This is a genomic window from Kribbella yunnanensis (assembly GCF_039529655.1).
GTDB classification, from domain to species: domain Bacteria; phylum Actinomycetota; class Actinomycetes; order Propionibacteriales; family Kribbellaceae; genus Kribbella; species Kribbella yunnanensis.
In genome coordinates, this window is the sequence record NZ_BAAANF010000004.1 from 351,443 (window position 1) to 373,182 (window position 21,740).

Below are 21,740 nucleotides of genomic sequence, written 5' to 3' on the forward strand. Positions count from 1 at the left end.
CGTGATCGTACTGCGAGAACACCCCGCTCACGGTGCTTCTAGTGCACCGTCGATGCGCCGTACTCCCGCCGCCCACTCGTCGTGGCCGGACAACTCCGCCGGATAACGGGCCGCGGCCTCGAGATCGAGGTCGATCCCCCAGCCCGGCGTGTCGTTCGGGGTCAGCCAGCCGTCGGTGATCCGGAGGGTTCCGGGGAACACCTCGTGCACGGCGTCGTCGTACAGATGGCCCTCTTGGATGCCGAAGGCAACAGAACTCACGTCGAGGGCGACGTTCGCGGCCGCACCGATCGGCGAGGTGTCGCCGGGGCCGTGCCAAGCAGTCCGTACGCCGCACAGTTCGGCGAGGTCGGCGAGTTTGCGCGCCGGTGTGAGCCCGCCGATGTCGGAGACGTGCGAGCGGATGAAGTCGACTCCGCCGTCACGGACGAGCCGTACGGCGTCGCTCATCGAGGTCGTGAGCTCACCGACGGCCAGCGGTACCGGCGAGGCTGCCCGCACCTCGGGCAGCCGGTCCCAGTGTTCCGGCGGTAGCACGTCCTCGAGGAAGAACAGCCCGTACTCCTCCAGCGACCGCGCGAGCAGCACAGCCTCCTTCGGCGTCAGCCGCGAGTGCACGTCGTGCAGCAGCTCGATGTTGTCCGGCAGCACGTGCCGGGCCTCCGCGAACAGCTCGGGCGTCGCGCGCAGGTAGTCGCGCGCCGACCAGCCGTTGCGGTACGGCGCGTCCGGGTAAAGCGTCGGTACGGCGGGAGCGCCGTAGCCGCCACCACCAGGTGTCGAGATCTGCAGGCGGATGTGTCGCTGCCCGGCCGACACCAGCTTCTGCGCGTGGTCGAGCGCGTCCTCGATCGTGCGCCCACTGGCATGCAGGTAGGTGTCGGCGGCCGCCCGCACCTTGCCGCCGAGCAATTCGTAGACCGGCATCCCGGCGCGCTTGCCGGCGATGTCCCACAGCGCCTGGTCGATCCCGGAGATCGCGTTGTTCGTCACCGGCCCGCCACGCCAGTAGCCGGTGAATCCGGCCAGCCGGGTCAGGTCGCCGATGTCACCGGGGTACCGGCCGATCAGCAGGCGAGCCAGGTGCTCGTCGACGAACGTCTGCACGGCTTTCCAGCGCTGAGTGAAGGTCGCACAGCCGAGTCCGTAGAGTCCCGGCTCGGTGGTGTCGACCTTCACCACCACCAGCGGAATGCCCTGCGGTGCGGTGACGATCGCCTTCACCTCGCGGATCCGCACGTCGTCGCGGACCGGCCACGGCTGGTCGAAGTTGGAAGGCATTCACAGCTCCAGAGTCGGAAGGTCTAGTTCGTGCTGGGCCTGGAAGCCCAGGACGGTGCGTACGGCGGTCAGGTCGATCGGGACCTCGCGTCCGATGAACCGCCGGAGCCGCGGAACATCCGGCGCCAACGCGTCCAGCAGGGACTCGGTCGGGTACGGCGCATTCGTCGTACCGGCCGCAAGCAAGAAGGTGTGTGCACCTGTCAGCGGCACGGTCAGCCCCAGCTCGATCGCGTACGCCGCGTCCCGGTTGTCGAGGTAACTCCACGCCTCGCGCAATCCGCCGGCCGGATCGTCGCGCATCCCATCGGCCTGCGCCTGCAGGATGTCGGCCGCGTTCGTGTGCGGGAACCGCAGCGCGACCACATCGATCCCCCAGCGCCGCCACGCCATCCGGGCAGTGTTCTCGTCGTTCTGCTTCGACAGCGAGTACGGGTCGGCGATGTCGGCCGGGGTCCGCTCGTCCAGCGGGTAGTACGCCGGGCGCACCTCGTGCGGGTTGAAGATCAGGCCGGTCGCGTTGATACTGCTCGCGATCACCGCCCGCTTGATCCCGAGCTCACCGGCCTGCGCCAGCACGTTGAACGTCGACACGACATTGATCGAGTACACGTCGTACGGCGTACCGGCTCCTGGATGAGCCAACGCGGCCAGATGTACGACGAACTCGACACCGTCGAGCGCATCGGCCACATCGGCCTCCGACCGCGCGTCACCCACGAGCACCCGATCCGCCTTCAGATCGGGATGCTCAGCGTGCGACAGCGTCGTCACCACGGCGCCCAGCTCGTTGAGCCGTTGCACGGTGACCAGACCGATCCGGCCACTGGCCCCCGTAACCAGCACCCGTCGGCCATTGAGTGCAGAACTCATTCCTTGATACCGCCTGACATACCAACACCTCTCAGGAACTGCTTCTGGAAGACCAAGAAGAGCACGACCGGGATCAGCACCGCCAGGAATAATGCGCTCATCTGCAGGGAGATCTCGGTGGTCTTGGCCACCCGGGGCAGGGCGACCGAGATCGGCTGCAGTTTCGGGTCCGGCAGCACGAGCAGCGGCCAGAGGTAGTCCTTCCAGGAGCCGATCACGGTCAGCAACGCGACGACTCCGACGATCGGCTTCGAGAGCGGCAGGATCAGTGCGGTGAACATCCGCAGGTTGCTCGCGCCGTCGATCCGGGCCGCCTCGATCAGCTCGCGCGGGATCGAGTCGAAGTACCGCTTCATCACCAGCACGTTGAACGCGCCGGCCGCGGACGGCAGCCAGACCGCCCAGAAGGTGTTCTGCAGGCTGATTCCGAGCACCGGCATCTTCAGGATCGTCATGTAGAGCGGCACGAGCGAGATCACGCCGGGCAGGAAGAGCGTCGCGAGTACGGCGCCGGTGACGATCGGACCCCATTTCGGGCGGAGCACGCTCAGGACGAAGGCTCCCGTCGTACAGACGAACAGGGTGGAGACCATCGAGCCGATCGCGATGAACGCGGTGTTGCCGAGGTAGGCGCCGATCTGGACTCGGTTCCACGCGTCGGGGATGTTCTTCAGCTGGATGCCCGACGGCCAGAGCTGCATCGGGCCGCTGAGGATGTCCTGGCTGGTCGAGACCCCGGACTTGAGCAGCCAGAGCAGCGGGCCGACGCCGGCGATCAGTACGCCGATGAAGATCAGTACCTGGATCGCGGGCAGGCCGAAGCGGACCGCCGTACGGCGTCGGTCCTGGGTCGAGATGATTCCGCGCTCATGTGTCATGTCGTGCTCCAGCGGCGGGTGACGAAGTGGTAGGCGACCGACAGCAGGCAGAGCACTCCGGCGAGCAGGACGCTGAGTGCGGTCGCGGCGCCGAAGTCGCCGTTGACGAACGCGTAGCGGTAGATGAGCAGCAGGATCGTCGTGGTGGCGTTGTTCGGGCCGCCGCCGGTGAACAGGAACGGTTCGGTGAAGACCTGGAACGTCCCGATCAGCTGCAGCAGCATCATGATGAAGATGATTCCGCGGATCTGCGGCAGCGTGACGTGCCAGATCCGGCTCCAGATCCCGGCCCCGTCGAGCTCGGCCGCCTCGTACAACTCTGTCCGTACGCCGGTCAGCGCGGCCAGGTAGATGATCGAGGTGGCGCCCGCGCCGGCCCAGGTCGCCTCGAGCACGATCGCCGGCATCGCCAGACTCTGCGAGTTCAGCCAGGCGAACGGCCCGATCCCGAACCAGCCGAGGATCGAGTTGAACACACCGGCCGCGCTCGGGTCGTAGAAGAACGTCCAGAGCAGGATCGCGGCTACCGGCGGTACGACGGCCGGCAGGTACGACAGCACGTTGTAGAGCCAGCCGGTGGTCCGCAGCTCGCTGACGAACACGGCCAGGAACAGCGGCACCGGGAATCCGAAGACGAGTGCCAGGGCAGCGAAGTACAGGGTGTTGAGGGCGGCTTGCGGGAGTTGCGGGTCGGTGAGTACGTAGCTGAAGTTCGCCATCCCGACCCACTCCGGGGCGGCGACCAGGTTGTTCTTCTGGAAGCTGAGCACCAGACCGCGAACGATCGGGCCCCAGGAGAAATACAGGAAGGTCAGCACCAGCGGTACGGCGAAGATGACCGCGCTGAGCCCGCCGGAGCGGTACCAGGTCAGGAGGGACCTGGTACCGCCACGGCTCTGCTTAGTTGTCTGGAACATGGGCTACCGCGCGAGGCGTGCGTCGATCTTCGCGGCGGTCTCGCTCAGCAGCTTGTCGATGTCCGCGTCCTTCTTCGTCAGCACCTGCTGGACGACCGGGTCGAGCAAGGAGTAGACCTCCTGGCCCTTGTTGCCCGGCTCAGGCAGCAGCTTCAGCGAGGTGGTCGAGTCGATGTAGCCCTGGAACTGCTTCACCGGCACGTTCACGTACGGCTCGCGCCACTTGTTGTACTGGTCGTACGTCGACTGGCTCAGCGGCGTGATCCCCGGCCGGCCGACGAAGCCCTTGTCCGCGATCGTGGTCTTGGCGTCCTTGACCGCGACCGCCTCGTCGGTGAACTTGTCGAACTGGTCGAACTTGATCCACTTCAGCGCGGCGACGATCTCGTTCTTGGTCGCCTTCGGGCTGATCATCTTCAGCGAACCACCGGTCAGCGTCCCGTGCGGCCCGCCGTCCTGCGGCAGCGCCGCCTCACCGAAGTCGGCCGGCTTCATGCCGAAGTTCTTCACGCTCATGTCGAACGCGTCCGGCGCCTGCATGACCATGCCGATCTTGCCGGCCGCGAAGTCCTGGCGGACCTCCTCCTGGTTGTAGAGGAACCGGCTGCCCATCGAGTTGTCGGTCCAGCGCATGTCCTTGAGGAGCTGCAGCCCCTTCTTCGTCGGCGCGTCGTTGAACGTGCTCTTCTTGCCGTCCTGGCTCTGGACCGTCCCACCCATGCTGTAGGTCATCGTGGTCAGCATCCAGCCACCGGTGTTGTTGGTGGTCAGCTGCGCGTAACCGGCCTTACCGGTCTTGTCTGCGATCTGCTTGGCGTACTGCCGCACCTCGTCCCAGGTCGTCGGCGGCTTGTCCGGGTCGAGTCCCGCCTGAGTGAACAGCGCCCGGTTGTAGGCCAGCCCGACCGAGAACACATCGATCGGTACGCCGTAGATCCGCCCCTTGTCGTCCTGGACGATCTTCAGCACGTTCGGGTTCAGGTCCTTGGTCAGGTCGACCAGCTTCAGCTCGTCGGTGATGTCCGGCAGCTGCTTGTTCGGGATCATGTTGGCCGGCTCGGTGAAGCTGATGTTCATCACCGTCGGCAGCGTCCCGCCGGCCACCTGCGCCTGGAACGTCTGCGCCTGCCAGGCGGTCTCGGTCGACTTCACGGTGATGTTCGGGTACTTCGCCGTGAAGTCCTTGATCTTCTGCTCGAACGCCTTGATGTCGTTCGGCTTGTCCGGGGTCGGGCGGTCCCCGATCGTGATCGTCACCGGCGCCTTCTCGTCGATCGCTCCGGCACCGTCCGACGGCGTGGTCCCATCGGCGCACGCCACCAGGCCGAGCGCCAGTCCCGCCACGCCCAGTCCGGCGCCCAACCTGTTCACTCTCGTCATGCGGAACTCCTCAGGTTTCCGAATTTCGAGTAAGTTAAACCAAGCGTGTTACTAATTCAAGAGCTGCCCGATAACTGCTGGCACCCGCCACCTCCCAGGCGGCAGGATGACCGCATGCTGCTCCGACCGGCGACCGCCGACGACCTCGACTTCCTGGCCGCGATGATGCTCGAGGCCTGCAACTGGACCGGCGAAACCTGGTTCACCCTCGAGAAGGCCCGCGCCGACGACAACGTCTGGCGCTACCTCGCCGACTGGCCACTCCCCCGCGACTTCGGAGTCATCGCCGAGATCGACGGCGTACCGGCCGGAGCGACGTGGGCTCGCCTGCTCACCGCCTCGCGCGCGGGATACGGGTACGTCGCCGATGACGTACCTGAGCTGACTCTCGGGGTGGCCCCGGCTTACCGCCGACGCGGAGTCGCACGCGCGCTCCTCAACACGCTCGCCGACACCGCGCGAGCGGCGTCGTACCAGCGGCTGTCCTTGAGCGTCGACCCGAACAACCCCGCGGCCGCCCTCTACAAGTCCCTCTACCAGTTCGTCGAAATCAACGGCACCTCAGAAACCCTCGTCCTGAACCTCTAGCCGAAGCCTCGGATTCGGAACTGCATGGAGCGGTAGGGCCAGCCGGCGTCGGTGTTCCATTGGCTGACTGAGAGGTGTAGGTCGGACAGGGTGGAGCCGGGGATGATGTAGCCGCCGTAGAGCTGGGCTACGTGGTTGTCGTTCTCCTGGCCCCAGGCGCCGCCGTAGATGAGGGTTTGGCGGTACGCCGTGTAGAGGTTCGAGGTGGGGGTGTCCATGATCATGCCGTCGATGCGGTAGTCGCCGGCGTTGAACCAGGTGAGGATCCATTTGCCGCCGAGCGGGCGGAGGCAGAGTTCGCCGAAGCTGCCGTTCAGGATGGGGGTGGCGGGGTTGCCCCAGCCCCAGGCGTTGTTGCGGAAGCCCCAGGGCTCGTACGCCGCTGGGTTCGCGATCTGGTTGCTGCGGACGCGCTTGAGGATGATCGGCTTGTTGCGCTGGAAGCCGGTTGAGTACACGTAGACGTAGCCGTCGTTGCCCTCGCCCCAGGTGATGCACTGGAACAGGCCACCGTCGATGTTCGGGTCGAACTTGGCGCCGGTGTGGTACCAGTTCGCGCCCGAGTTGTCGCTGCGCCAGATCTCGGTCCAGACGACGTTGCCGAGGCCCTTGTTCACCATCACGTGCAGGTACATCGACCCGCCGATCGTGATCACATCGGACGGCAGCACGGTCGAGAACGTCGGGTTGTCGTGCGGGTAGTCCCACAACTGCTGAGCCGCCGCACCACCCACGGCACCCGACCACTCCACTCCCCCGGCCAGGTTCGTCGTGTTCGACCACAGCGCCACCGGCGACCGCCACCACCCACCGCCGACTCGGGGTTCCTCGAACGTGTCTCCGAAGACGAACACCATCCGCCCGTCCGGCGCCCGCGCCGGAATCCCCAGGTCGGTCGCCGCCATCCGGAACCGGTCGGTCAGCCCGGGGCCGGTCAGATCCTTCACCTTGTTCGTGACCAGCGCCTGCGGCCCGGCGAACGCCGTACCGGGCAGGGCGACCGCGGCGCCAACGCCTGCCGTCGCACTCAGGAACGTTCTCCGCGAAAACTCCATCGACTGACTCCCAGTTCATGAGGGGCGGGTGTGGGAAATCGATTTCTGCTGTCAGCCTCCAAGACCGGACGAGGGAAGTCAAGGCGTACCGAAGAACTGTTAGTAGTTGCAGCCGTCAGCTACTCCGCCCATGGTCCACGCCTGCCGCATCGGTCGCGGCGGGAGTAGGACCAGTCGGTCGGTACGCCTGTGGATAACTGCCGCCGCGGTTCACGGAAAGTCGGCACGATGATCGGATGAGATCGGTCGCCGAGGTTGTGGCTCAGTTGGGTGGCAGCGCCACCTTCGCTGAGCTGGTTGCGGCAACCTCGCGACGCGCGCTCGCCAGGGCTGTCAAGAGCGGCGACGTCGTCCGGCTGACACGCGGGGTGTACGGCCATCCGCAACTCGGCGCTGACCGGTCCACAGCGCTGGCTCACTCCGGCGTGCTGTCGCACACCAGCGCGGCTTTGGCTTGGCGGCTGCCGCTCCTGAGCGCGCCGCCGAAGCCGCACGTCACGCTGCCGACACACCGCAAGGCCCGAACCGGCCCGCCTGCTGTTCTCCATTGGACCGACCTTCCTGCCAGCGACCTACGGCGGGGACTGACCTCCCTGGAGCGAACGGTGATCGACTGCGCCCGGATTCTTCCGTTCGGCGAGGCGCTCGCAGTGGGGGACGCCGCTCTGGCCACCGGCCGGCTGACCTCGGAGGAGCTGCAGATGGCAGCCGCCGGCTCACATGGCCGAGGTCGGGCCAATGCTGTAGCCATGGCCGCCGCGGCTGACGCTCGCTCGGCCAGCTTCCTGGAGTCGATCCTCCGCAGCCTGCTGCTCGCGGCCGGTATCGACGATTTCGAACCACAGGTGGTCGTGACCACAGCAGGACGGCCGGCCCGCGTTGATCTGGGAAACCGGCGGCTGCGGATCGCACTGGAGGCAGAGGGCTACGAGTTCCACGGCTCCGCGCCAAAGTTCGCCGACGACTGCCGACGCTACGACGACCTCGTCGCCGCGGGCTGGCTGGTGCTTCGCTTCACCTACCAACAGGTTCTCGGCGACCCGGCCTGGGTCATCTCCACCGTGCGGAGTGCCATGGCCCAGCGCGCTGTACCGACGGACTGTTGATAGTGGCCGCACTGGGCCTCCGTGCGGCCGACCGACGGTGGAGGGTGACCACGAATGCGGAGTACTAACAGTTCTTCGGTACGCCGAGCGTCAGTCGCGGCCGGTGGCGATCGGGCGGGTGGGGTCGGTGATCCAGTCGGACCAGGAGCCGATGTAGACGGGGGCCTCGATGTCGACGGTGGCGAGGGCCAGCGCGGTGTGGGTCGCGGTGACGCCGGAGCCGCAGTAGGTGGCCAGCTCGGTGTCGGGGGTGACGCCGTGCTCGGTGAAGTAGGTGTCGAGGTCGGCCGCGGGCTTGAAGTGGCCGTCGGGGGTGAGGAGGTCGGCCATCGGTGTGTTGACCGCGCCGGGGATGTGGCCGGCGACCTTGTCCATCGGCTCGACCTCACCGGCGAAGCGTTCGGGGGCTCGGGCGTCGAGGAGTACGCCGGACTCGGCGACCTTGGCCGCTCCTTCGGCGTCGACGAGGGGCAGGTGGCCGGGGGTTGCGGTGAAGTCGCTGTCGGCGTCGGCTGGGACGTCGGTGGTCACCGATCCCCCGGCGGCGCGCCAGGCGGCCAGTCCGCCGTCGAGCACCCGGACGTCGGTCAGACCGAAGTACCGCAGGATCCACCAGGCACGGGCTGCCGCCAGCGAGTTCGCCGCGTCGTACACGACTACCGGCGTATCCGCCGACGCCCCAGTACGCCGTACCAGCGCGGTGACTGTGGTTGCGTCGGGCAACGGGTGGCGGCCGGGGCCGGGTGGGCCGGCGAGCTCGGTGTCGAGATCCACGAAGTGTGCGCCGGGGAGGTGGCCGGCGTCGTACGCCTCGCGACCGGGAGGGCCGGCCAGGTTCCAGGTGGCGTCGACCAGCAGCGGCTGCGGCTCCAGGGCACGCAGCTCGGCGACGGTGATCAGCGGGCTAGTCACGATGCAGCTCCTCCAAAGGGCAGGACTTCGGGTGACAGGGTGGCGCGGGCTCGGGCCTGGGTGAGGCGACGGCGGTGGTGGCGACGGCAGAGCACCTCGTACGCCATCTCGGCCGCGTTGCTCTCGATATCGCCCACTGCCAGCTGCTCGCCCTCGGTCACCATCTCTCCACCGATCGTACGTGCGTTGTGAGTAGCCCTCTCACCGCACCAGCAGAGCGCCTCGACCTGAAGCAGTTCCATCCGGTCGGCGAGCTCGACCAGCCGCGCGGATCCGGGGAACAACGTCGCCCGGAAGTCGGTCAGGATGCCGAAGCAGAAGACGTCGATCTGCAGCTCGTCGACCAGCCGGGCGAGCTGCTCGATCTGCAGAGCGCTGTAGAACTGCGCCTCGTCACAGACCACGTAGTCGACCCGCCCACCTTGCGTGAGCTCGTTGACCACATGATCCCAGAAGTCGAACTCCGGCCGCACCTCGATCGCCTCGGCGACGAGTCCGAGCCGGGACGACAGCACCGACTCACCCGCCCGGTCATGGCTGGTGAAGATCCGCCCCCGGCGCCCACGCGCCTTGTGGTTGTGATCCATCTGCAGCGCCAGCGTGGACTTACCGCAGTCCATGGTCCCGGTGAAGTAGAGCAGCTCAGCCACGGGCGATCATCCTGCCAAGTCAGCCGGTCGGCTCGCACCCCGGGGGTGTGTCGGCTCAGGTGCGGGTGCGCTTGCCGAGGCGTCTGGACACGGCATACGCGATCTCGTCGACGATGCAGATGAGGATGAACAAGGCCAGACAGACGAAGAAGGTGATGAATGCGGGCCACATCCATGGCGGCCGGGGTCTCCAGGTCGGGTCTTCGCCGTGTTGGCGTGGCCAGACCGGCAGCCACCTCGGGTACCAGGTCACCCAGGCGACGGCGATCTGCCGGCCGGTGTAGGTGACGTCGGTTCGGGCCGTTGCCATGTCGTCGAGCCAACCACCGGCGCCCGCCCGGGCAGGCGCGTTGACCGCAACCTGCCGACCTTCCGTGGACCGCGCTTGGGGAATGCACCTCCGGGCGGGTTGAATGGATCGTGCGCAAAGCTCTCTTGCTGGTTCTCGCGGTCGTGCTGACGGTCGCCGCCTCGCTGACGACGCCCGCTGTGGCGGTGCCGACGGCCGGGCTTCGGGCGTACTTCGTGATCACCGAACCTGGGAAGTCGGTCCAGGCGGCCGGCGCGATCACGCAGAACGGTGGCACGGTTTATGCGGCGTACGACGCGATCGGGGTGATCGTCGCGCACTCGAGCAACGCCGATTTCGCCTCGAAGTTGCGCGGCACCGCCGGTGTCCAGAAGGTCGGCGCGACGCGCACGGGCGATCTGCCCGGTGAGGTGGCGAACCCGCCGCTCCCGCCGGCCGGCACCGAGACACCCACGACTGAGCCTGAGACTGACCGCGGTGACATGACCCAGATCGGTGCCGACCGGGCCTGGACCAAGACCCTCGGCGCCAAGACAATCACCGTCGGGGTCCTGGACACCGGCGTCGACGACCAGCACTCCGACTTGAAGGCGAACTTCGACGCCAGCAAGTCGGCGTCGTGCGCCTATGGCAAGGCCGACACTCGGCCGGGTGCCTGGCGGGCGATCGCCGATCATGGCACCCACGTGGCCGGGACGATCGCCGCCGCGAAGAACGGGACCGGCATGGTCGGGGTGGCGCCCGGGGTGAAGGTCTCGTCGATCCGGGTCGCCGAGAGCGGCAGTGACCTGTTCTTCCCGGAGAACACCGTTTGCGCGTTCATGTTCGCCGCCGACAAGGGGGTCTCGGTCACCAACAACAGCTACTACGTCGACCCGTGGCTGTTCCTGTGCCCGTCGAACCAGGACCAGGACGCGATCTCGGAGGCGGTCAAGCGCTCGGTCGCGTACGCCGACTCCAAGGGTGTCGTGAACATCGCCGCGGCCGGCAACGACAGCTACGACCTGTCCAACAAGGCGTCCGACGACTCGAGCCCCAACGACACCACCCCGGCGCCGCGCCAGGTCACCAACGATTGCCTCAGCCTGCCGACCGAACTGCCGAACGTCGTCGTGGTCGCCTCCGTCGACGCCAGCGGCTCCAAATCGCGCTTCTCGAACTTCGGCGAAGGCAAGATCCACGTCGCCGCCCCGGGCGAGAACGTGTACTCGACCGTCCCCGGCGGCGGCTACGCAGCCATGAGCGGTACGTCGATGGCCTCGCCGCATGTGGCCGGAGTTGCCGCGCTACTGCGCAGTGCGAACCCGAAGCTGACTCCGCAGCAGGTTCGCGACAAGCTCGCTCAACAGGCCAACGACCTCGCCTGCCCGTCCGGTGCGTCGGTCGGCTGCAAGGGCACCGCGGCCAACAACTCGTACTTCGGTGAGGGTCTGGTCGACGCGGCCGAGGCCGTCGGTGCGGCGGCCGCTCAGCCGAAGGGAGCGATCTCGGTGACGAAGCCCGCTGAGCAGCTCGGCTTCGGTGGCGCACCGGCCTTGCCGCTGCTCATCAAGGGCATGGGCGGCAGCGGCGAGATCAGCTACTCCGCGACCGGTCTGCCCCCGGGCCTCGAGATCGACCCGGCGCGCGGCTGGATCACCGGCGTACTGACTCCAGGCGCCGGCCGCTACAAGGTGACCGTCATCGCCCGCGACGGCGACGCGAAGACCGCCAGCGAGAGCTTCTTCTGGAACGTCTGGAGCTTCTAGTGACCGGGGTCTACGAGAAGCGGGATCTCCATCTCGTCGGCCGTCAGCGACCCGTGCAGCCCGATCAACCCGGCCTCTTGCGGGTACCGGCGGCTCGCCACCACTGACAACGGCCCGAGCGCGGCCACCACGACATCGCCGATGCGCGGCGCCACCCGGTCCTCGACCGCACCGAACCACCCCAGCGCAACCGCCTCGTCCCGACTGAGCACCAGAGCCCGGTCGCCGAGCCGCTCCCGGTACGTCGCCAGTACGTCGTCCTGCGCCCCATCGACGCAGTACAGATGCCGGAACCGCGACTCGCCACCGATCAACCGCAACCCGTCAGTGAGCGCCGGCTCGTTGTCCAGATCGACCCGGTTCTCCGGGGCGACGTCGATCATCCCGTGATCGGCGATCACCACCAGTACGGCGTCGCGTGGCAACGCAGCGCGGACCTGGAACGCGAACGCATCCGCGGCCACCAGCTCCTTACGCCACTGCCACGAGTCGCACCCCTGGCCGTGACCGGTGTAATCCAGCTGGGAGTCGTACACGTACGTCAACGACGACTTGCCCTCACGACTCGCGAACCGCGTCGCGTCCAGCCGGTCCTCGACCGTGTCCGCGCCCCGATGGATGCTCCCCCGGAACGCAGCGCGCGTCAGCCCGGACTTCTCGAACCGGGCCTTGCTCACGTTTCGCGTGACGACACCGGCCGCTGCCACGCGATCGAAGACCGTGGTGTGCGGCTGCCACTTCCACGGATCGACCGGCGCATCCCACTGCAGCGCGTTCAGCAGCGCACCCGTCTCCGGGACGATCGACGTGTACCCGATCATGCCGTGCGCGCCCGGCGGTAGCCCGGTCCCGAGGCTGGTCAGACTGACCGCGGTCGTCGACGGCACTCCGGCGGTCAGACTGCGCCCGGTCGACAACAGCGAGGACAGGTACGGCGCTGACTCCGCATAGCGTTGGAGCAGATTCCAACCAAGGCCGTCGAACAGCAGAACGGCGTACCGGGCGGCGGGAGGTAGTCCGAGCGCGTTCTTGAAGTCGGGGACGGACAAGGCGCCGGCCACCGAGGGCAGTACGTCGGCGAGCGCACCACCGCCGTACTCCGGGTTGATCGGCGCGATCATGGCACTACTTCGTGGTCGCGAACGACAACGCGCGAGCGAAGTCCAGCACCTGCTGGATACCGGCCGGGCCATCGGCGGCCGCGCTGATCCGCAGCGAGATGTCGTCGGCGGCGACCGAGCCGGTGTAGCCGTGGTCGGCTTCGCAGTTCGGGTCGGCGCAGACGGCGGGCTCGAGATCGATCCGGTTCACCATCCCCCAGCCGATCGTCAGCACGACCTCGCCGCCACCGGCCACCGCCGGGTCGGACTTGCCCGAGGCATAGCCGGCGGGGTTGGGAACCACCCGGTTCACGACCACCGCGTTCACCCGGGACAGCGGGATGGCCTCGGTCGAGGTCGACGCGTACGGCGCCCGGATCAGATCGTCGGCGGCGTGTTCGTCGGTGTGCCCGACGATCAGCCGGGTCGGGGTCAGCGCCAGGATGGTGATGTGCCGCCGGACCTCGTCGCGATCGAACGTCGGCTCGTGCTGCAGCACGAAGGCCCGGATCGGCTCGCTCGCGATCGCAATCGCGAGCGAATCCGTCACCACATCGGGGTAGTAACCGCAGTGGTCGATCGCCGCGCGGAGCTCCGGCGAAGCGTCCACGAGCTCCGGTGTATTCAGGTCACGCATACCCTCATCCTTGCACGACCCGCGCCTGCGGCGATTCAGCCTTGTGGACAATGACACTGTTGCCCTGCGGTCAAGCGCGATCAATTCGCACTTGCCTTCCGCAGGACCGGTGCGCCCGCCATCCCGGCGGCCGCGACCAGGACGAGCCCGACCACGATCTGCCCGACCAGCAGCAGGATGCCGGAATTCCCCTCGGTGAAGATCTGTCCGCCACTCAGGGCAAGACCGCACAGCGCGCCGAACCCGACCACCGGCAGCCCGACCCCGACCACCGGGACCAGTGCGGCTACTCGCGCGGACCGTTCGATCACTGACAGCGGTACGCCGGATCGCCGCAGCGCTTTGGCCGGTCCGGCCTGGTCGAGCGCCGTACCGACTGCACCGGCAGCCGTGGAGGCGGCCGCGGTCAGGAACACCAGCCCCATCAGCAGCGCGACACCGATCCGCATGTCGTTCCAGCTCGGGTCGTCGTCACCGCCCGGCATGAAGACCGAGATGAACCCAGTGACGAATCCGCTCAGGACCAGTGCGGCGACCGGCCGGAAGGCGGCCTTCGGGTCGTCCGCGAGCCGGCGCCCGGCCAGCAGCGCGACTGGACCGTTGGCGAGGTTGGCGAGCATCTTGCCGATCACCTGTACCGCGAACGGTCCAAGGATCCGTACGGCGAGTGCTGCGAACCCGATCGCGATCAGGAGCGGTACCACCGCGGCCCCCATGCCCAGACTGGCCAGTGCGATCGGTCCCACGAGCAGCGGCAGCAGCCTGAGCGCAGTGGTCGACTTGCGCGTCTGACCCCGTACGACGCCCAGCGGCGTGATGCTGACCCGGCCGAGCCCGATCAGCGCGCTGATCACCGACAGCACCGGTACGGCGGCCAGCACGATCAGGACGGCCCACCAGGGCGGTGCGATGTCCGAAACGAACCAGCGGCCGCCGCCGAGCGGGATCTGCGCGATTAGTGGGGTCAGAACGACGTACCCGAGCAGTCCGACCACTGTGCCCGCCAGACCGAGCACTGCCTGTTCCACTGCGCTCAGCCAGAGCACCTGGGACCGGGTGGAACCTGCGAGTCGCAGAGCCGCCAGTCGGTGCTCACGGCGCTTGGCCGCGACTCCGGCGGCCTGACCGACCAGACTGAGGATTGGGAACAGCACCAGGATGATGCCGAACGCCACTGCGATCAGCAGAGCGGCCATGCGGCTGTCCATCACCGTGGTCTGCCAGCTGTCGACGTAGTGCGGGTACTTGCTGTCGATCTTGTCCACACCGTGGATCAGGACCAGCTCCTCGGGTGAGGACAGTCCCTTGTCGGTGATTACGCCGGTCGGCTTGTCCATCCCGCCGAACTCGCCTTTGAGGCTGGCCCAGTGCTTGGCGACCTCGGGCGAGACGAACACCTCGCCTGGCGTCGGTGTGTGGTCGAGCCCCGGCGGAGGTGGCTGGTTGTTGGGTTTGAGTGTCGCCAGCTCGAGCTGAAGCAGCGGCTTCCCGTCGAGCTTCTTGCCGTCGACCTCGTGCAGTTGGCCGATCGCGTTGGTCGCGTCGGCCCGATCGGCACCCCGCCAGCCGATCCGGTCCGAGCGATGCGAAATCCCGAGTGAGCCGGCGATCAGGAAGGTCACCAGCAGCGCGACGATCGCGGTCGCCCCGACTGCGGCGAGGTTCGCGGCACGCCCGCCGGGGCCTGGGCGCCGTACAAAGCGCAGCCCTAGGTCGGTCATCGGGTTCATCGGGTGGCCCCCAGCGACTCGTGCACGCGGCCATCGACGATCGTCATGACGCGGTGGCACCGAGCGGCGACCGAGTTGTCGTGGGTGACCACGACGACTGCCGCACCACGATGCGTGGCCGCGCCGATCAGCAGGTCGATGACCTGCGAACCGGTGGTCGCGTCGAGGGCACCGGTCGGCTCATCGGCGAACACCACCTGTGGCTCGCCGACCAGCGCGCGGGCGATCGCAACGCGTTGCGCCTGGCCGCCCGACAGCTCACCGGGCCGGCGACCGGCCTCGTTGGCCAGCCCGACCTGGGCGAGCATGGTCCGCGCCCGGCCGATCGCGTCGCGGCGGCTGAGGCCGTCGACCATCAGCGGGAGCGCGACGTTCTCGTCGGCCGGAAGTTCGGCCAGCAGTTGGTTGTCCTGGAAGACGAACCCGAGCCGCCGACGCCGCAGTACGGTCCGGGCGGCATCGTTCAGTTGGTCGACGCGTTCGCCGCCCAGCCACACCTCCCCCTGGTCCGGAGTGAGGATGCCGGCCAGCACATGCAGCAGCGTGGTCTTGCCGTTGCCACTGGGGCCCATCACGGCCAGCGCTTCGCCGGACCGAACGCCGACATCGACACCGGCCAGGCCGACGACATCTCCGTAGTACTTGACCAGGCCATGTCCACTGAGGACGACCTGCGGGGCGAGTTGGGGACTCTGAAAGCTCATGGTGACGAGCTTTCCGCTTTGTGGGCCGTGATTCGTCGGCCTGTGGGCCCGTCTTCGCATCGCCTTCCGGTGGCCGTTCGGCGATCGGACGTAGTACTTGAGTCGTACGGCTAGGTCAGTGTTTGGATCAGTTCGCTGCGGGTTGCGGTGTGCACGACGCGGCCGTTCGCGCCGTTGACGATCGGGAGGTACGGCGGCACGTGGCCGCACTCGACGTCGGCGATGATCGGGATGTTCAGCGGGCCGAGCGCGTCCATCACGGCCTCGTGCTGGGTGAGGGAGTCGGCGTCGGGTGCCCGTGTGCGGCCGACGAGGATCGCGTTCGCGTTGTCGAAGAATCCGGCCAGCCGCATGCCGTGGAGGTTGCGGCAGATGGTGAACGCCTGGTCCTCGGCGGCTTCGACGTACATGATTGATTCGCCCAAGCGCTCGGGATCCAGGTACGGCGTACCGGTGAGGTTGCTGAGGGTTTCGATGCAACCGCCAATCAGGCGGCCCTCGACGTCTACGTCGCCATCGGCGTCGAGTCTGGTCCAGCGGCCGGGGGTGTCGAGCGTGAACTCACTGACGTCGGGCTGAGTGCGGTACTCGTCCCAGCCGGTCGCTCGGTAGCGGTTGGGCGGGGTCTGGGTGAACTGGTGTCCCGTCGGCGCGGCGACGATGTCGAGCCACGTGGCTAGACCCTCGGGTGCCCGGTACGGCGTGTCCATCAGGTTGTTGCCGTGGATGGTCGCTGTGCCGGTGACGAGGGTCAGCGGGGTGATGATCGTGGACATGTCGGAGAATCCGACGAGCCAGGTCGGTTCGGCTGCCCTTAGCCGGTCCCAGTCGAGCACCGGGAGCAGGTCGATCGCCGTCTCACCGCCCCACGGTGGGACAACCGCGCGGATGGTGGGGTCGGTCAGCATCGCCATCAGCTCGGCGGCGCGGTCCTTCGCCGGTGCGCTCACGTGACCGGTGCCGTCCATGCAGTCGCCGACCACGACGTCGTACCCACGAGCCTTCACCGTCCGAATACCCGCGTCGAGACGCGCACGCAACTCCTTCGACACTCCACTCGAAGGAGACGTAACGCCAACGCGGTCACCCGGGCGCAACGGACGCGGATATCTCACCAACATGAACCGGATTCTGGCACGTCCGACGCAGCCAACGCCCAGAGTTTCCCAACGCCGTCCCGGGCAGCCCTTACTCGACTCGCCCGGTCGGCCCGTGGGGTTACTTGTCTTGGAAGGCTGAGGGGTAGGCGTCTCGGTAGCTTGGCATTGGGCCTGCGGGGGTGTCGACGCTCTCGGCGGTCAGTACGGCGTGGACGATTGCGCGGGTGAGTGTGTGGGCGCCGGCGGCGTAGATCTTCTCGAGTGGGAGTAGGGCGGCTGGGTCCGTGACGCTGAGGCGGGGGCGGTCGTCGTCTGGGCGACGGGTTGAGAGCGCGAAGATGCTGTCGCCGTCGACGAGCGTGTGGATCGGGTCGATGGCGCGGGCGAGACCGTCGTGCGCGATCATCGCCATCCGCTTCGTGGCGGCCTTGTCGAGTGCCGCATCGGTGGCGATCACCGCGATCACGGTGTTCATGGCATCGCTCAGGCTGGGGCCGGCGGGAGCTGGTGGGGGCGGCTCGGTCGGGGGCTGCAAGTGCGCGAATTCGTCGCCGACTCCGTAGCGAGCGCCGTACAGGATGCCGTTGGCATCGACTGCCGAGCCGGCCGCGTTCACCACGACGAGCGCCCCGACCGTCGTACCGTCGTCCAGCACCAGGCTGGCCGTCCCGACACCGCCCTTCAACGACCCGACCCGGGCTCCGGCGCCGGCCCCGTGGTTGCCTTGGGCAACTGGACCATCGGACGCCACTGCGATCGCCTCGCCACCCCAGGCCGGCTCCGGCCGGGCCTGGAACCCGCCGCCGCGACCGAGGTCGAACAGGACTGCCGTCGGCACGATCGGGACCACGTCATTCGTGCCGGGCCCGACGCGCACACCTTCACCGCGTTCCTCCAGCCAGCGCATCACGCTGCCGGCCGTGTCGAGACCGTAGGCGCTACCGCCCGTCAGCACGACCGCGTTCACACCTGGGTTCGAGTTGACCGGGTCGAGCAGGTCAGTCTCGCGAGTACCCGGCGCACCACCTCGCGCGTCCACGCCGGCGACCGCCGTGGTCGGTACGTAGACGACCGTCGTACCGGTCAGGTAGGGCGCGTCGACACGCTCCACCTGCCCGACCAGCACCCCCGGCACGTCGGTGATCGCGTTGTGCGGACCCGGCTGCATCCTCGCTCCTCCCGCAGAAAATCTGGTTGCCAACGACATTAGCTTGGAAGGTATGAACACCGATCAGCTCTGTGGTCTGCTGGCCGAACCGTCCCGCCTGCGCACCTACTCCGCCGTCGTCCTCGGCGCCACCACCCCCGACCAGGTGGCAGGCTCCACCGGCCTCCCCACCGCCACCGTCGGCAAAGCCCTCCAGAAGCTGATCAAGGCGGGTCTCGTAACCGCCGCCCCCGCTCTCGCCGCCGACGAGGACGCGTTCAAGAACGCAGTCCGCGACCAGCGCCCTGCGTGGACCCCGCTAGACCCGGACCCCGACCGCGACGCCGTCCTGAAAGCCTTCATCCGCGACGGCCGCCTCACCCACTTCCCGACGTACCCAGACAAACTCCGCATCGTCCTCGAACACGTCGTGAAGTCCTTCGACCCGGAGCGCTCCTACCCCGAGCGCGAAGTCAACGAGACCCTCAACCACTGGCACCCCGACCACGCCGCCCTCCGCCGCGAACTAGTAGACGCCCGCCTCCTAACCCGAACCAACAGCATCTACCGCAGAGCATGACCACCCCACCCGCGGCTGCGGTTGATGGGGGGCTTGAACAGGAAACGGTGGGCTGGGACAAGGCATAGCTTGTTCAAGGCCCCGGCGTGGTGTTGTCGCCCACGTACGCTGGCTCGATTCGGCCGCTGGCGGCAAACGCGCCGAGAAGCTGACCCGCCGCCTCCCGAGCCGAGGACACTTGAACGGACAACCCCTGAAGTTGACCCTTCTCCCCTGAAGATTCGAGCGGAGAAGGGTCGGTTTGAACGGGTACCCGGTCAAGTGCCGCACAGGCGGGGCGGCCACGGGTGGGGCTGGACGGGTTAGGTGAGGCGGCGGGCGGGGGTGTCTTGGCGGGGTTTTTCGTTGGGGGCGATTCGGATGGCGGCGTCCAGGACCGTGGCGCCTTGGACTGCTACCAGGACTGAGCGGAGGTCTAGTTTGACGACCTCTTCCAGGTCGAGGGTCAGCCTTGACACTCGGTGGAGGAGGTTTTCGATGGCGGCTATGTCGGCGGGGTCGGTGCCTCGGTAGCCGTACAGGAGTGGCGCCGCGCGGACTTCGCGGACCATTTCGGCAGCGTCGCGGTCGGTCAGCGGGGGCATGCGGTAGGAGCGGTCGCCTAGTAGGTCGGTGGCCACGCCAGACAGGCCGAACGTGACAACCGGGCCGAAGGACACGTCTTCCAAAGCCGAGATCACCACTGGCACCCCGGGCGGGGCCATCTTCTGTACGACGAATTGCGCCCGAGCCGGATCCGCGGCGACCCCGAAGGTCTGGGTCATCTCGGCCCACGCGGCCCGCATGTCTTCCTCGTCGTGGATGTGGCGCCAGATGTCAGCCAGGTCCGGCCGCATCCGCCACTGGTCGGCCGTCGCCTTCAGGATCACCTCGAAGCCGAGATCGGCTGCCCGGGCGACCGCCTCGTCCGCGCTCAGCACCGGGAACGCGGGCAACACCGAGATGCCGTAGAAGTTCAGCAGCAGTTGGCGATCCGAGTCGTCCAAATCAGCACCCTTGGGATGCCGCTGCAGGTACTCCGTCACGAAGGCCTCGGCACCGAAAGTGTCGACGTCGGGCAACTCCGGTACGCCGCTGTCCGACCGCCGCCGCCATTCGGCGTACTGGGTCGCCTTGGCCAGCGCGCCCACGGCGTACTGCGGGTTCAGGAACGACGGAATCGACCCACGAGCCGCCCCACCGTCGTCATCGGGAACCTGCAGCTCCTTCGGCACACTCCGCGACGCAAGGAACGTCGACACGACCGGCTTGTCCGACCCAGCCGCCGCAGCAGCCAGTACGGCGGCCACCTCGGCGCCGCTGGATTGGACCGGCGGGGTGTAGATGACCACGACCGAGTGGACGCGGTCGTCGGCGAACACCTCGGCCAGAGCGGCACCGAAGTCGGCGGCGGACGCGTCGGGGCTGAGATTGCGCGGATCGCCGGCGACCTGGAGACCGACCCCGGCCATGGTGTCCAAAGCGAGCAGCGTCAGCGCATCGGAGTTGCTGACGATCGCGACCCGGCGGCCCTTCGGCAGCGGCTGGTGCGCGAGCAGCTGAGCAACATCGAACAGCTCACCGGTCGTGTCGACCCCGATCAGACCGCTCTGCCGGAACATCGAGTCGATCGTTGCACCCGGCAACTTGCTGCGCCGGACCAGCTGACCCACCGGCACACCCTGCGTGGCGCGACCCGACTTCAGCGCGATCACCGGCTTACGCCCAGCGAGCCGCCGTGCGACCCGGCTGAACTTGCGGGGGTTGCCCAACGACTCCAGGTAGAGCAGGACGACCTCGGTCGACTCGTCGGAGTACCAGAACTGCATCAGGTCGTTGCCCGAGACATCGGCCCGGTTCCCCGCCGAGACAAACGACGACAGCCCGACACCACGCGCGGCCATATCGGCCAGGATCGGTACGCCGAGTGCACCCGACTGGCAGAAGAACGCGACCCGCCCACGACTCGGCATCACCGGAGACAGCGTCGCGTTCAGCGACACACCAGCCGCGGTGTTGATCAGCCCGAGCGCGTTCGGCCCGATCACTCGCATCCCATAAGACCGAGCGAGACCGACCAACTGCCGTTGCCGCCGACGCCCCTCGTCACCGATCTCCGCGAACCCACTCGACACCACGACCAGACCGCGCACACCCTTCGCGGCACAGTCCAGTACGACGTCGGACACCATGTCGGCCTTGACCGCGACGATCACGAGGTCAACCGTGTCCGGGACATCACGAATCGTCGGGTACGCCGGAACGCCCTCGATCTCGGAAGCCGACGTGTCCGCGTTCACGGCGTACATGCGCCCAGGGAACCCGCTGTCCCGCAGGTTCCGCAGCAACGCGTTCCCGATCGTGCCCTCGCGTCGGCTGGCCCCGATCACCGCAACGCTCGACGGTGTCAGCAGCCGCGCGATCGACAGTGCCTCGGAGCGCTGTTCGCGGGCCTGCATCACCCCGAACGACGTGTCGGTCGGCGCGATGTCGAACTCGACCATGATCACGCCGTCCTCGAACTCGCGCGCGACCTTGTAACCGGCCTCGGTGAAGACGGTGATCATCTTGCGGTTGTCCGGCAGCACCTCGGCGACGAAGTGAGCGATCCCGTTCTCGCGGGCTGCCTGGGCCAGGTGCTCGAGGAGCAGTTGCCCGAGGCCCCGGCCTTGGTGCGCGTCCTCGATCAGGAACGCGACCTCCGCCGTACGGCGGCCTGTCCGTTCGTACCGTCCGACGCCGATCATTTCGTTGCCGACGGTCACGATCAGCGCGAGGCGGTCGTGGTAGTCGACCTGGGTGAAACGCGCCACGTCGCGGTCCGAAAGTTGCGGGTACGGCGCGAAGAACCGGTAGTACTTCGACTGCTCCGACACGCGTGCGTAGAACTGGACCAGCAGGTCCGCGTCGCTCGGGGTGATCGGGCGCAGGCGGGCGGTAGCGCCGTCGCGGAGGACCACATCGGCCTCGAAGTCCGCCGGGTAATCGGCCGGGGCCTGCACGGCATACTGTGCAAGCTGTCCAGCAGACGTGTCATCCGGCGAGGTCACCCCGCCAGCGTACTC

Annotated in this window: 20 protein-coding genes; 4 read left to right on the top strand and 16 right to left on the bottom strand. The window is 67.7% G+C overall.

The features are described 5' to 3' along the window. Window positions 1–27: 27 nt before the first annotated feature. The 5 genes from ABD231_RS08595 to ABD231_RS08615 are packed head-to-tail and all read right to left on the bottom strand — an operon-like array spanning window position 28 to window position 5,329. A complete protein-coding gene (locus ABD231_RS08595) occupies window positions 28–1,281 on the bottom strand; it encodes an enolase C-terminal domain-like protein (RefSeq protein WP_344147727.1) in 1,254 nt (417 codons plus the stop codon). Next, complete coding sequence (locus ABD231_RS08600) at window positions 1,282–2,154, bottom strand: NAD-dependent epimerase/dehydratase family protein (protein ID WP_344147730.1); 873 nt, start codon at window positions 2,152–2,154, stop codon at window positions 1,282–1,284. It abuts the gene before it with no gap. Further along, window positions 2,151–3,032 (bottom strand): carbohydrate ABC transporter permease, encoded by an 882-nt coding sequence (locus ABD231_RS08605; protein WP_344147733.1) that lies wholly within the window; start codon window positions 3,030–3,032, stop codon window positions 2,151–2,153. Before ABD231_RS08605 ends, ABD231_RS08600 begins: the two co-directional genes overlap by 4 nt. Further along, a complete protein-coding gene (locus ABD231_RS08610; protein ID WP_344147736.1) occupies window positions 3,029–3,949 on the bottom strand; it encodes a carbohydrate ABC transporter permease in 921 nt (306 codons plus the stop codon). Before ABD231_RS08610 ends, ABD231_RS08605 begins: the two co-directional genes overlap by 4 nt. 3 nt (window positions 3,950–3,952) lie before the next feature. Further along, a complete protein-coding gene (locus tag ABD231_RS08615) occupies window positions 3,953–5,329 on the bottom strand; it encodes an ABC transporter substrate-binding protein (RefSeq protein WP_344147739.1) in 1,377 nt (458 codons plus the stop codon). A gap of 114 nt (window positions 5,330–5,443) precedes the next feature. Here ABD231_RS08615 and ABD231_RS08620 point away from each other — a divergent pair, with 114 nt between their 5' ends. Beyond that, window positions 5,444–5,917, top strand: coding sequence for a GNAT family N-acetyltransferase (locus tag ABD231_RS08620; protein ID WP_344147742.1), 474 nt, complete (start codon window positions 5,444–5,446; stop codon window positions 5,915–5,917). On the opposite strand, the gene ABD231_RS08625 is transcribed toward ABD231_RS08620, so the two are convergent. Then, the gene (locus ABD231_RS08625; protein ID WP_344147745.1) at window positions 5,914–6,972 is read right to left on the bottom strand and encodes a glycoside hydrolase family 183 protein; all 1,059 of its coding nucleotides are present in this window, start codon (window positions 6,970–6,972) and stop codon (window positions 5,914–5,916) included. The genes ABD231_RS08620 and ABD231_RS08625 overlap by 4 nt on opposite strands. Before the next feature lie 236 nt (window positions 6,973–7,208). On the opposite strand from ABD231_RS08625, the gene ABD231_RS08630 reads away from it, so the two are divergent. Continuing rightward, complete coding sequence (locus tag ABD231_RS08630) at window positions 7,209–8,078, top strand: type IV toxin-antitoxin system AbiEi family antitoxin domain-containing protein (RefSeq protein ID WP_344147748.1); 870 nt, start codon at window positions 7,209–7,211, stop codon at window positions 8,076–8,078. Between the two features lie 90 nt (window positions 8,079–8,168). Here ABD231_RS08630 and ABD231_RS08635 read toward each other — a convergent pair whose 3' ends face one another. From ABD231_RS08635 to ABD231_RS08645, 3 genes are read right to left on the bottom strand one after another with little or no spacing between them, the layout of a single operon-like run. Then, complete coding sequence (locus tag ABD231_RS08635; RefSeq protein ID WP_344147751.1) at window positions 8,169–8,990, bottom strand: sulfurtransferase; 822 nt, start codon at window positions 8,988–8,990, stop codon at window positions 8,169–8,171. Further along, entirely contained in the window at window positions 8,987–9,640 is a 654-nt protein-coding gene (locus tag ABD231_RS08640; protein ID WP_344147754.1) for a thymidine kinase, read from the bottom strand. Before ABD231_RS08640 ends, ABD231_RS08635 begins: the two co-directional genes overlap by 4 nt. Window positions 9,641–9,695: 55 nt before the next feature. Further along, a complete protein-coding gene (locus ABD231_RS08645) occupies window positions 9,696–9,950 on the bottom strand; it encodes a hypothetical protein (RefSeq protein ID WP_344147757.1) in 255 nt (84 codons plus the stop codon). A 110-nt stretch (window positions 9,951–10,060) separates the two neighbouring features. Here ABD231_RS08645 and ABD231_RS08650 point away from each other — a divergent pair, with 110 nt between their 5' ends. Continuing rightward, window positions 10,061–11,698: a S8 family peptidase gene (locus ABD231_RS08650; RefSeq protein WP_344147760.1), complete on the top strand. Its 1,638-nt coding sequence runs from the start codon at window positions 10,061–10,063 to the stop codon at window positions 11,696–11,698. On the opposite strand, the gene ABD231_RS08655 is transcribed toward ABD231_RS08650, so the two are convergent. The 6 genes from ABD231_RS08655 to ABD231_RS08680 all read right to left on the bottom strand — a co-directional run bounded on the left by ABD231_RS08655 (window position 11,695) and on the right by ABD231_RS08680 (window position 18,137). Then, a complete protein-coding gene (locus tag ABD231_RS08655; RefSeq protein ID WP_344147763.1) occupies window positions 11,695–12,819 on the bottom strand; it encodes an alkaline phosphatase family protein in 1,125 nt (374 codons plus the stop codon). The genes ABD231_RS08650 and ABD231_RS08655 overlap by 4 nt on opposite strands. 4 nt (window positions 12,820–12,823) lie before the next feature. Then, the gene (locus tag ABD231_RS08660) at window positions 12,824–13,435 is read right to left on the bottom strand and encodes a DUF5998 family protein (RefSeq protein WP_132403650.1); all 612 of its coding nucleotides are present in this window, start codon (window positions 13,433–13,435) and stop codon (window positions 12,824–12,826) included. Window positions 13,436–13,515: 80 nt separating this feature from the next. Then, window positions 13,516–15,156 (bottom strand): FtsX-like permease family protein, encoded by a 1,641-nt coding sequence (locus ABD231_RS08665; RefSeq protein WP_344147771.1) that lies wholly within the window; start codon window positions 15,154–15,156, stop codon window positions 13,516–13,518. Between the two features lie 5 nt (window positions 15,157–15,161). Next, window positions 15,162–15,869 (bottom strand): ABC transporter ATP-binding protein, encoded by a 708-nt coding sequence (locus ABD231_RS08670; protein WP_344147773.1) that lies wholly within the window; start codon window positions 15,867–15,869, stop codon window positions 15,162–15,164. Window positions 15,870–15,979: 110 nt separating this feature from the next. Continuing rightward, the gene (locus ABD231_RS08675; protein WP_344147776.1) at window positions 15,980–16,990 is read right to left on the bottom strand and encodes a S66 family peptidase; all 1,011 of its coding nucleotides are present in this window, start codon (window positions 16,988–16,990) and stop codon (window positions 15,980–15,982) included. 97 nt (window positions 16,991–17,087) lie between these two features. Next, complete coding sequence (locus ABD231_RS08680; protein ID WP_344147779.1) at window positions 17,088–18,137, bottom strand: P1 family peptidase; 1,050 nt, start codon at window positions 18,135–18,137, stop codon at window positions 17,088–17,090. Window positions 18,138–18,189: 52 nt separating this feature from the next. Between ABD231_RS08680 and ABD231_RS08685 the strand changes: the two genes are divergently transcribed. Continuing rightward, window positions 18,190–18,696: a DUF2087 domain-containing protein gene (locus ABD231_RS08685; RefSeq protein ID WP_344147782.1), complete on the top strand. Its 507-nt coding sequence runs from the start codon at window positions 18,190–18,192 to the stop codon at window positions 18,694–18,696. Between the two features lie 302 nt (window positions 18,697–18,998). Here ABD231_RS08685 and ABD231_RS08690 read toward each other — a convergent pair whose 3' ends face one another. Next, window positions 18,999–21,725, bottom strand: coding sequence for a bifunctional acetate--CoA ligase family protein/GNAT family N-acetyltransferase (locus ABD231_RS08690; protein WP_344147785.1), 2,727 nt, complete (start codon window positions 21,723–21,725; stop codon window positions 18,999–19,001). Window positions 21,726–21,740 lie beyond the last annotated feature (15 nt).

Coding starts and splice junctions, on each gene's coding strand:
- ABD231_RS08680 (WP_344147779.1), bottom strand. CDS start 18,137: ATGCAGCCGGGTCCGCACAACGCGATCACCGACGTGCCGGGGGTGCTG.
- ABD231_RS08600 (WP_344147730.1), bottom strand. CDS start 2,154: ATGAGTTCTGCACTCAATGGCCGACGGGTGCTGGTTACGGGGGCCAGT.
- ABD231_RS08660 (WP_132403650.1), bottom strand. CDS start 13,435: ATGCGTGACCTGAATACACCGGAGCTCGTGGACGCTTCGCCGGAGCTC.
- ABD231_RS08615 (WP_344147739.1), bottom strand. CDS start 5,329: ATGACGAGAGTGAACAGGTTGGGCGCCGGACTGGGCGTGGCGGGACTG.
- ABD231_RS08630 (WP_344147748.1), top strand. CDS start 7,209: ATGAGATCGGTCGCCGAGGTTGTGGCTCAGTTGGGTGGCAGCGCCACC.
- ABD231_RS08675 (WP_344147776.1), bottom strand. CDS start 16,990: ATGTTGGTGAGATATCCGCGTCCGTTGCGCCCGGGTGACCGCGTTGGC.
- ABD231_RS08645 (WP_344147757.1), bottom strand. CDS start 9,950: ATGGCAACGGCCCGAACCGACGTCACCTACACCGGCCGGCAGATCGCC.
- ABD231_RS08610 (WP_344147736.1), bottom strand. CDS start 3,949: ATGTTCCAGACAACTAAGCAGAGCCGTGGCGGTACCAGGTCCCTCCTG.
- ABD231_RS08595 (WP_344147727.1), bottom strand. CDS start 1,281: ATGCCTTCCAACTTCGACCAGCCGTGGCCGGTCCGCGACGACGTGCGG.
- ABD231_RS08625 (WP_344147745.1), bottom strand. CDS start 6,972: ATGGAGTTTTCGCGGAGAACGTTCCTGAGTGCGACGGCAGGCGTTGGC.
- ABD231_RS08685 (WP_344147782.1), top strand. CDS start 18,190: ATGAACACCGATCAGCTCTGTGGTCTGCTGGCCGAACCGTCCCGCCTG.
- ABD231_RS08620 (WP_344147742.1), top strand. CDS start 5,444: ATGCTGCTCCGACCGGCGACCGCCGACGACCTCGACTTCCTGGCCGCG.
- ABD231_RS08655 (WP_344147763.1), bottom strand. CDS start 12,819: ATGATCGCGCCGATCAACCCGGAGTACGGCGGTGGTGCGCTCGCCGAC.
- ABD231_RS08665 (WP_344147771.1), bottom strand. CDS start 15,156: ATGACCGACCTAGGGCTGCGCTTTGTACGGCGCCCAGGCCCCGGCGGG.
- ABD231_RS08670 (WP_344147773.1), bottom strand. CDS start 15,869: ATGAGCTTTCAGAGTCCCCAACTCGCCCCGCAGGTCGTCCTCAGTGGA.
- ABD231_RS08605 (WP_344147733.1), bottom strand. CDS start 3,032: ATGACACATGAGCGCGGAATCATCTCGACCCAGGACCGACGCCGTACG.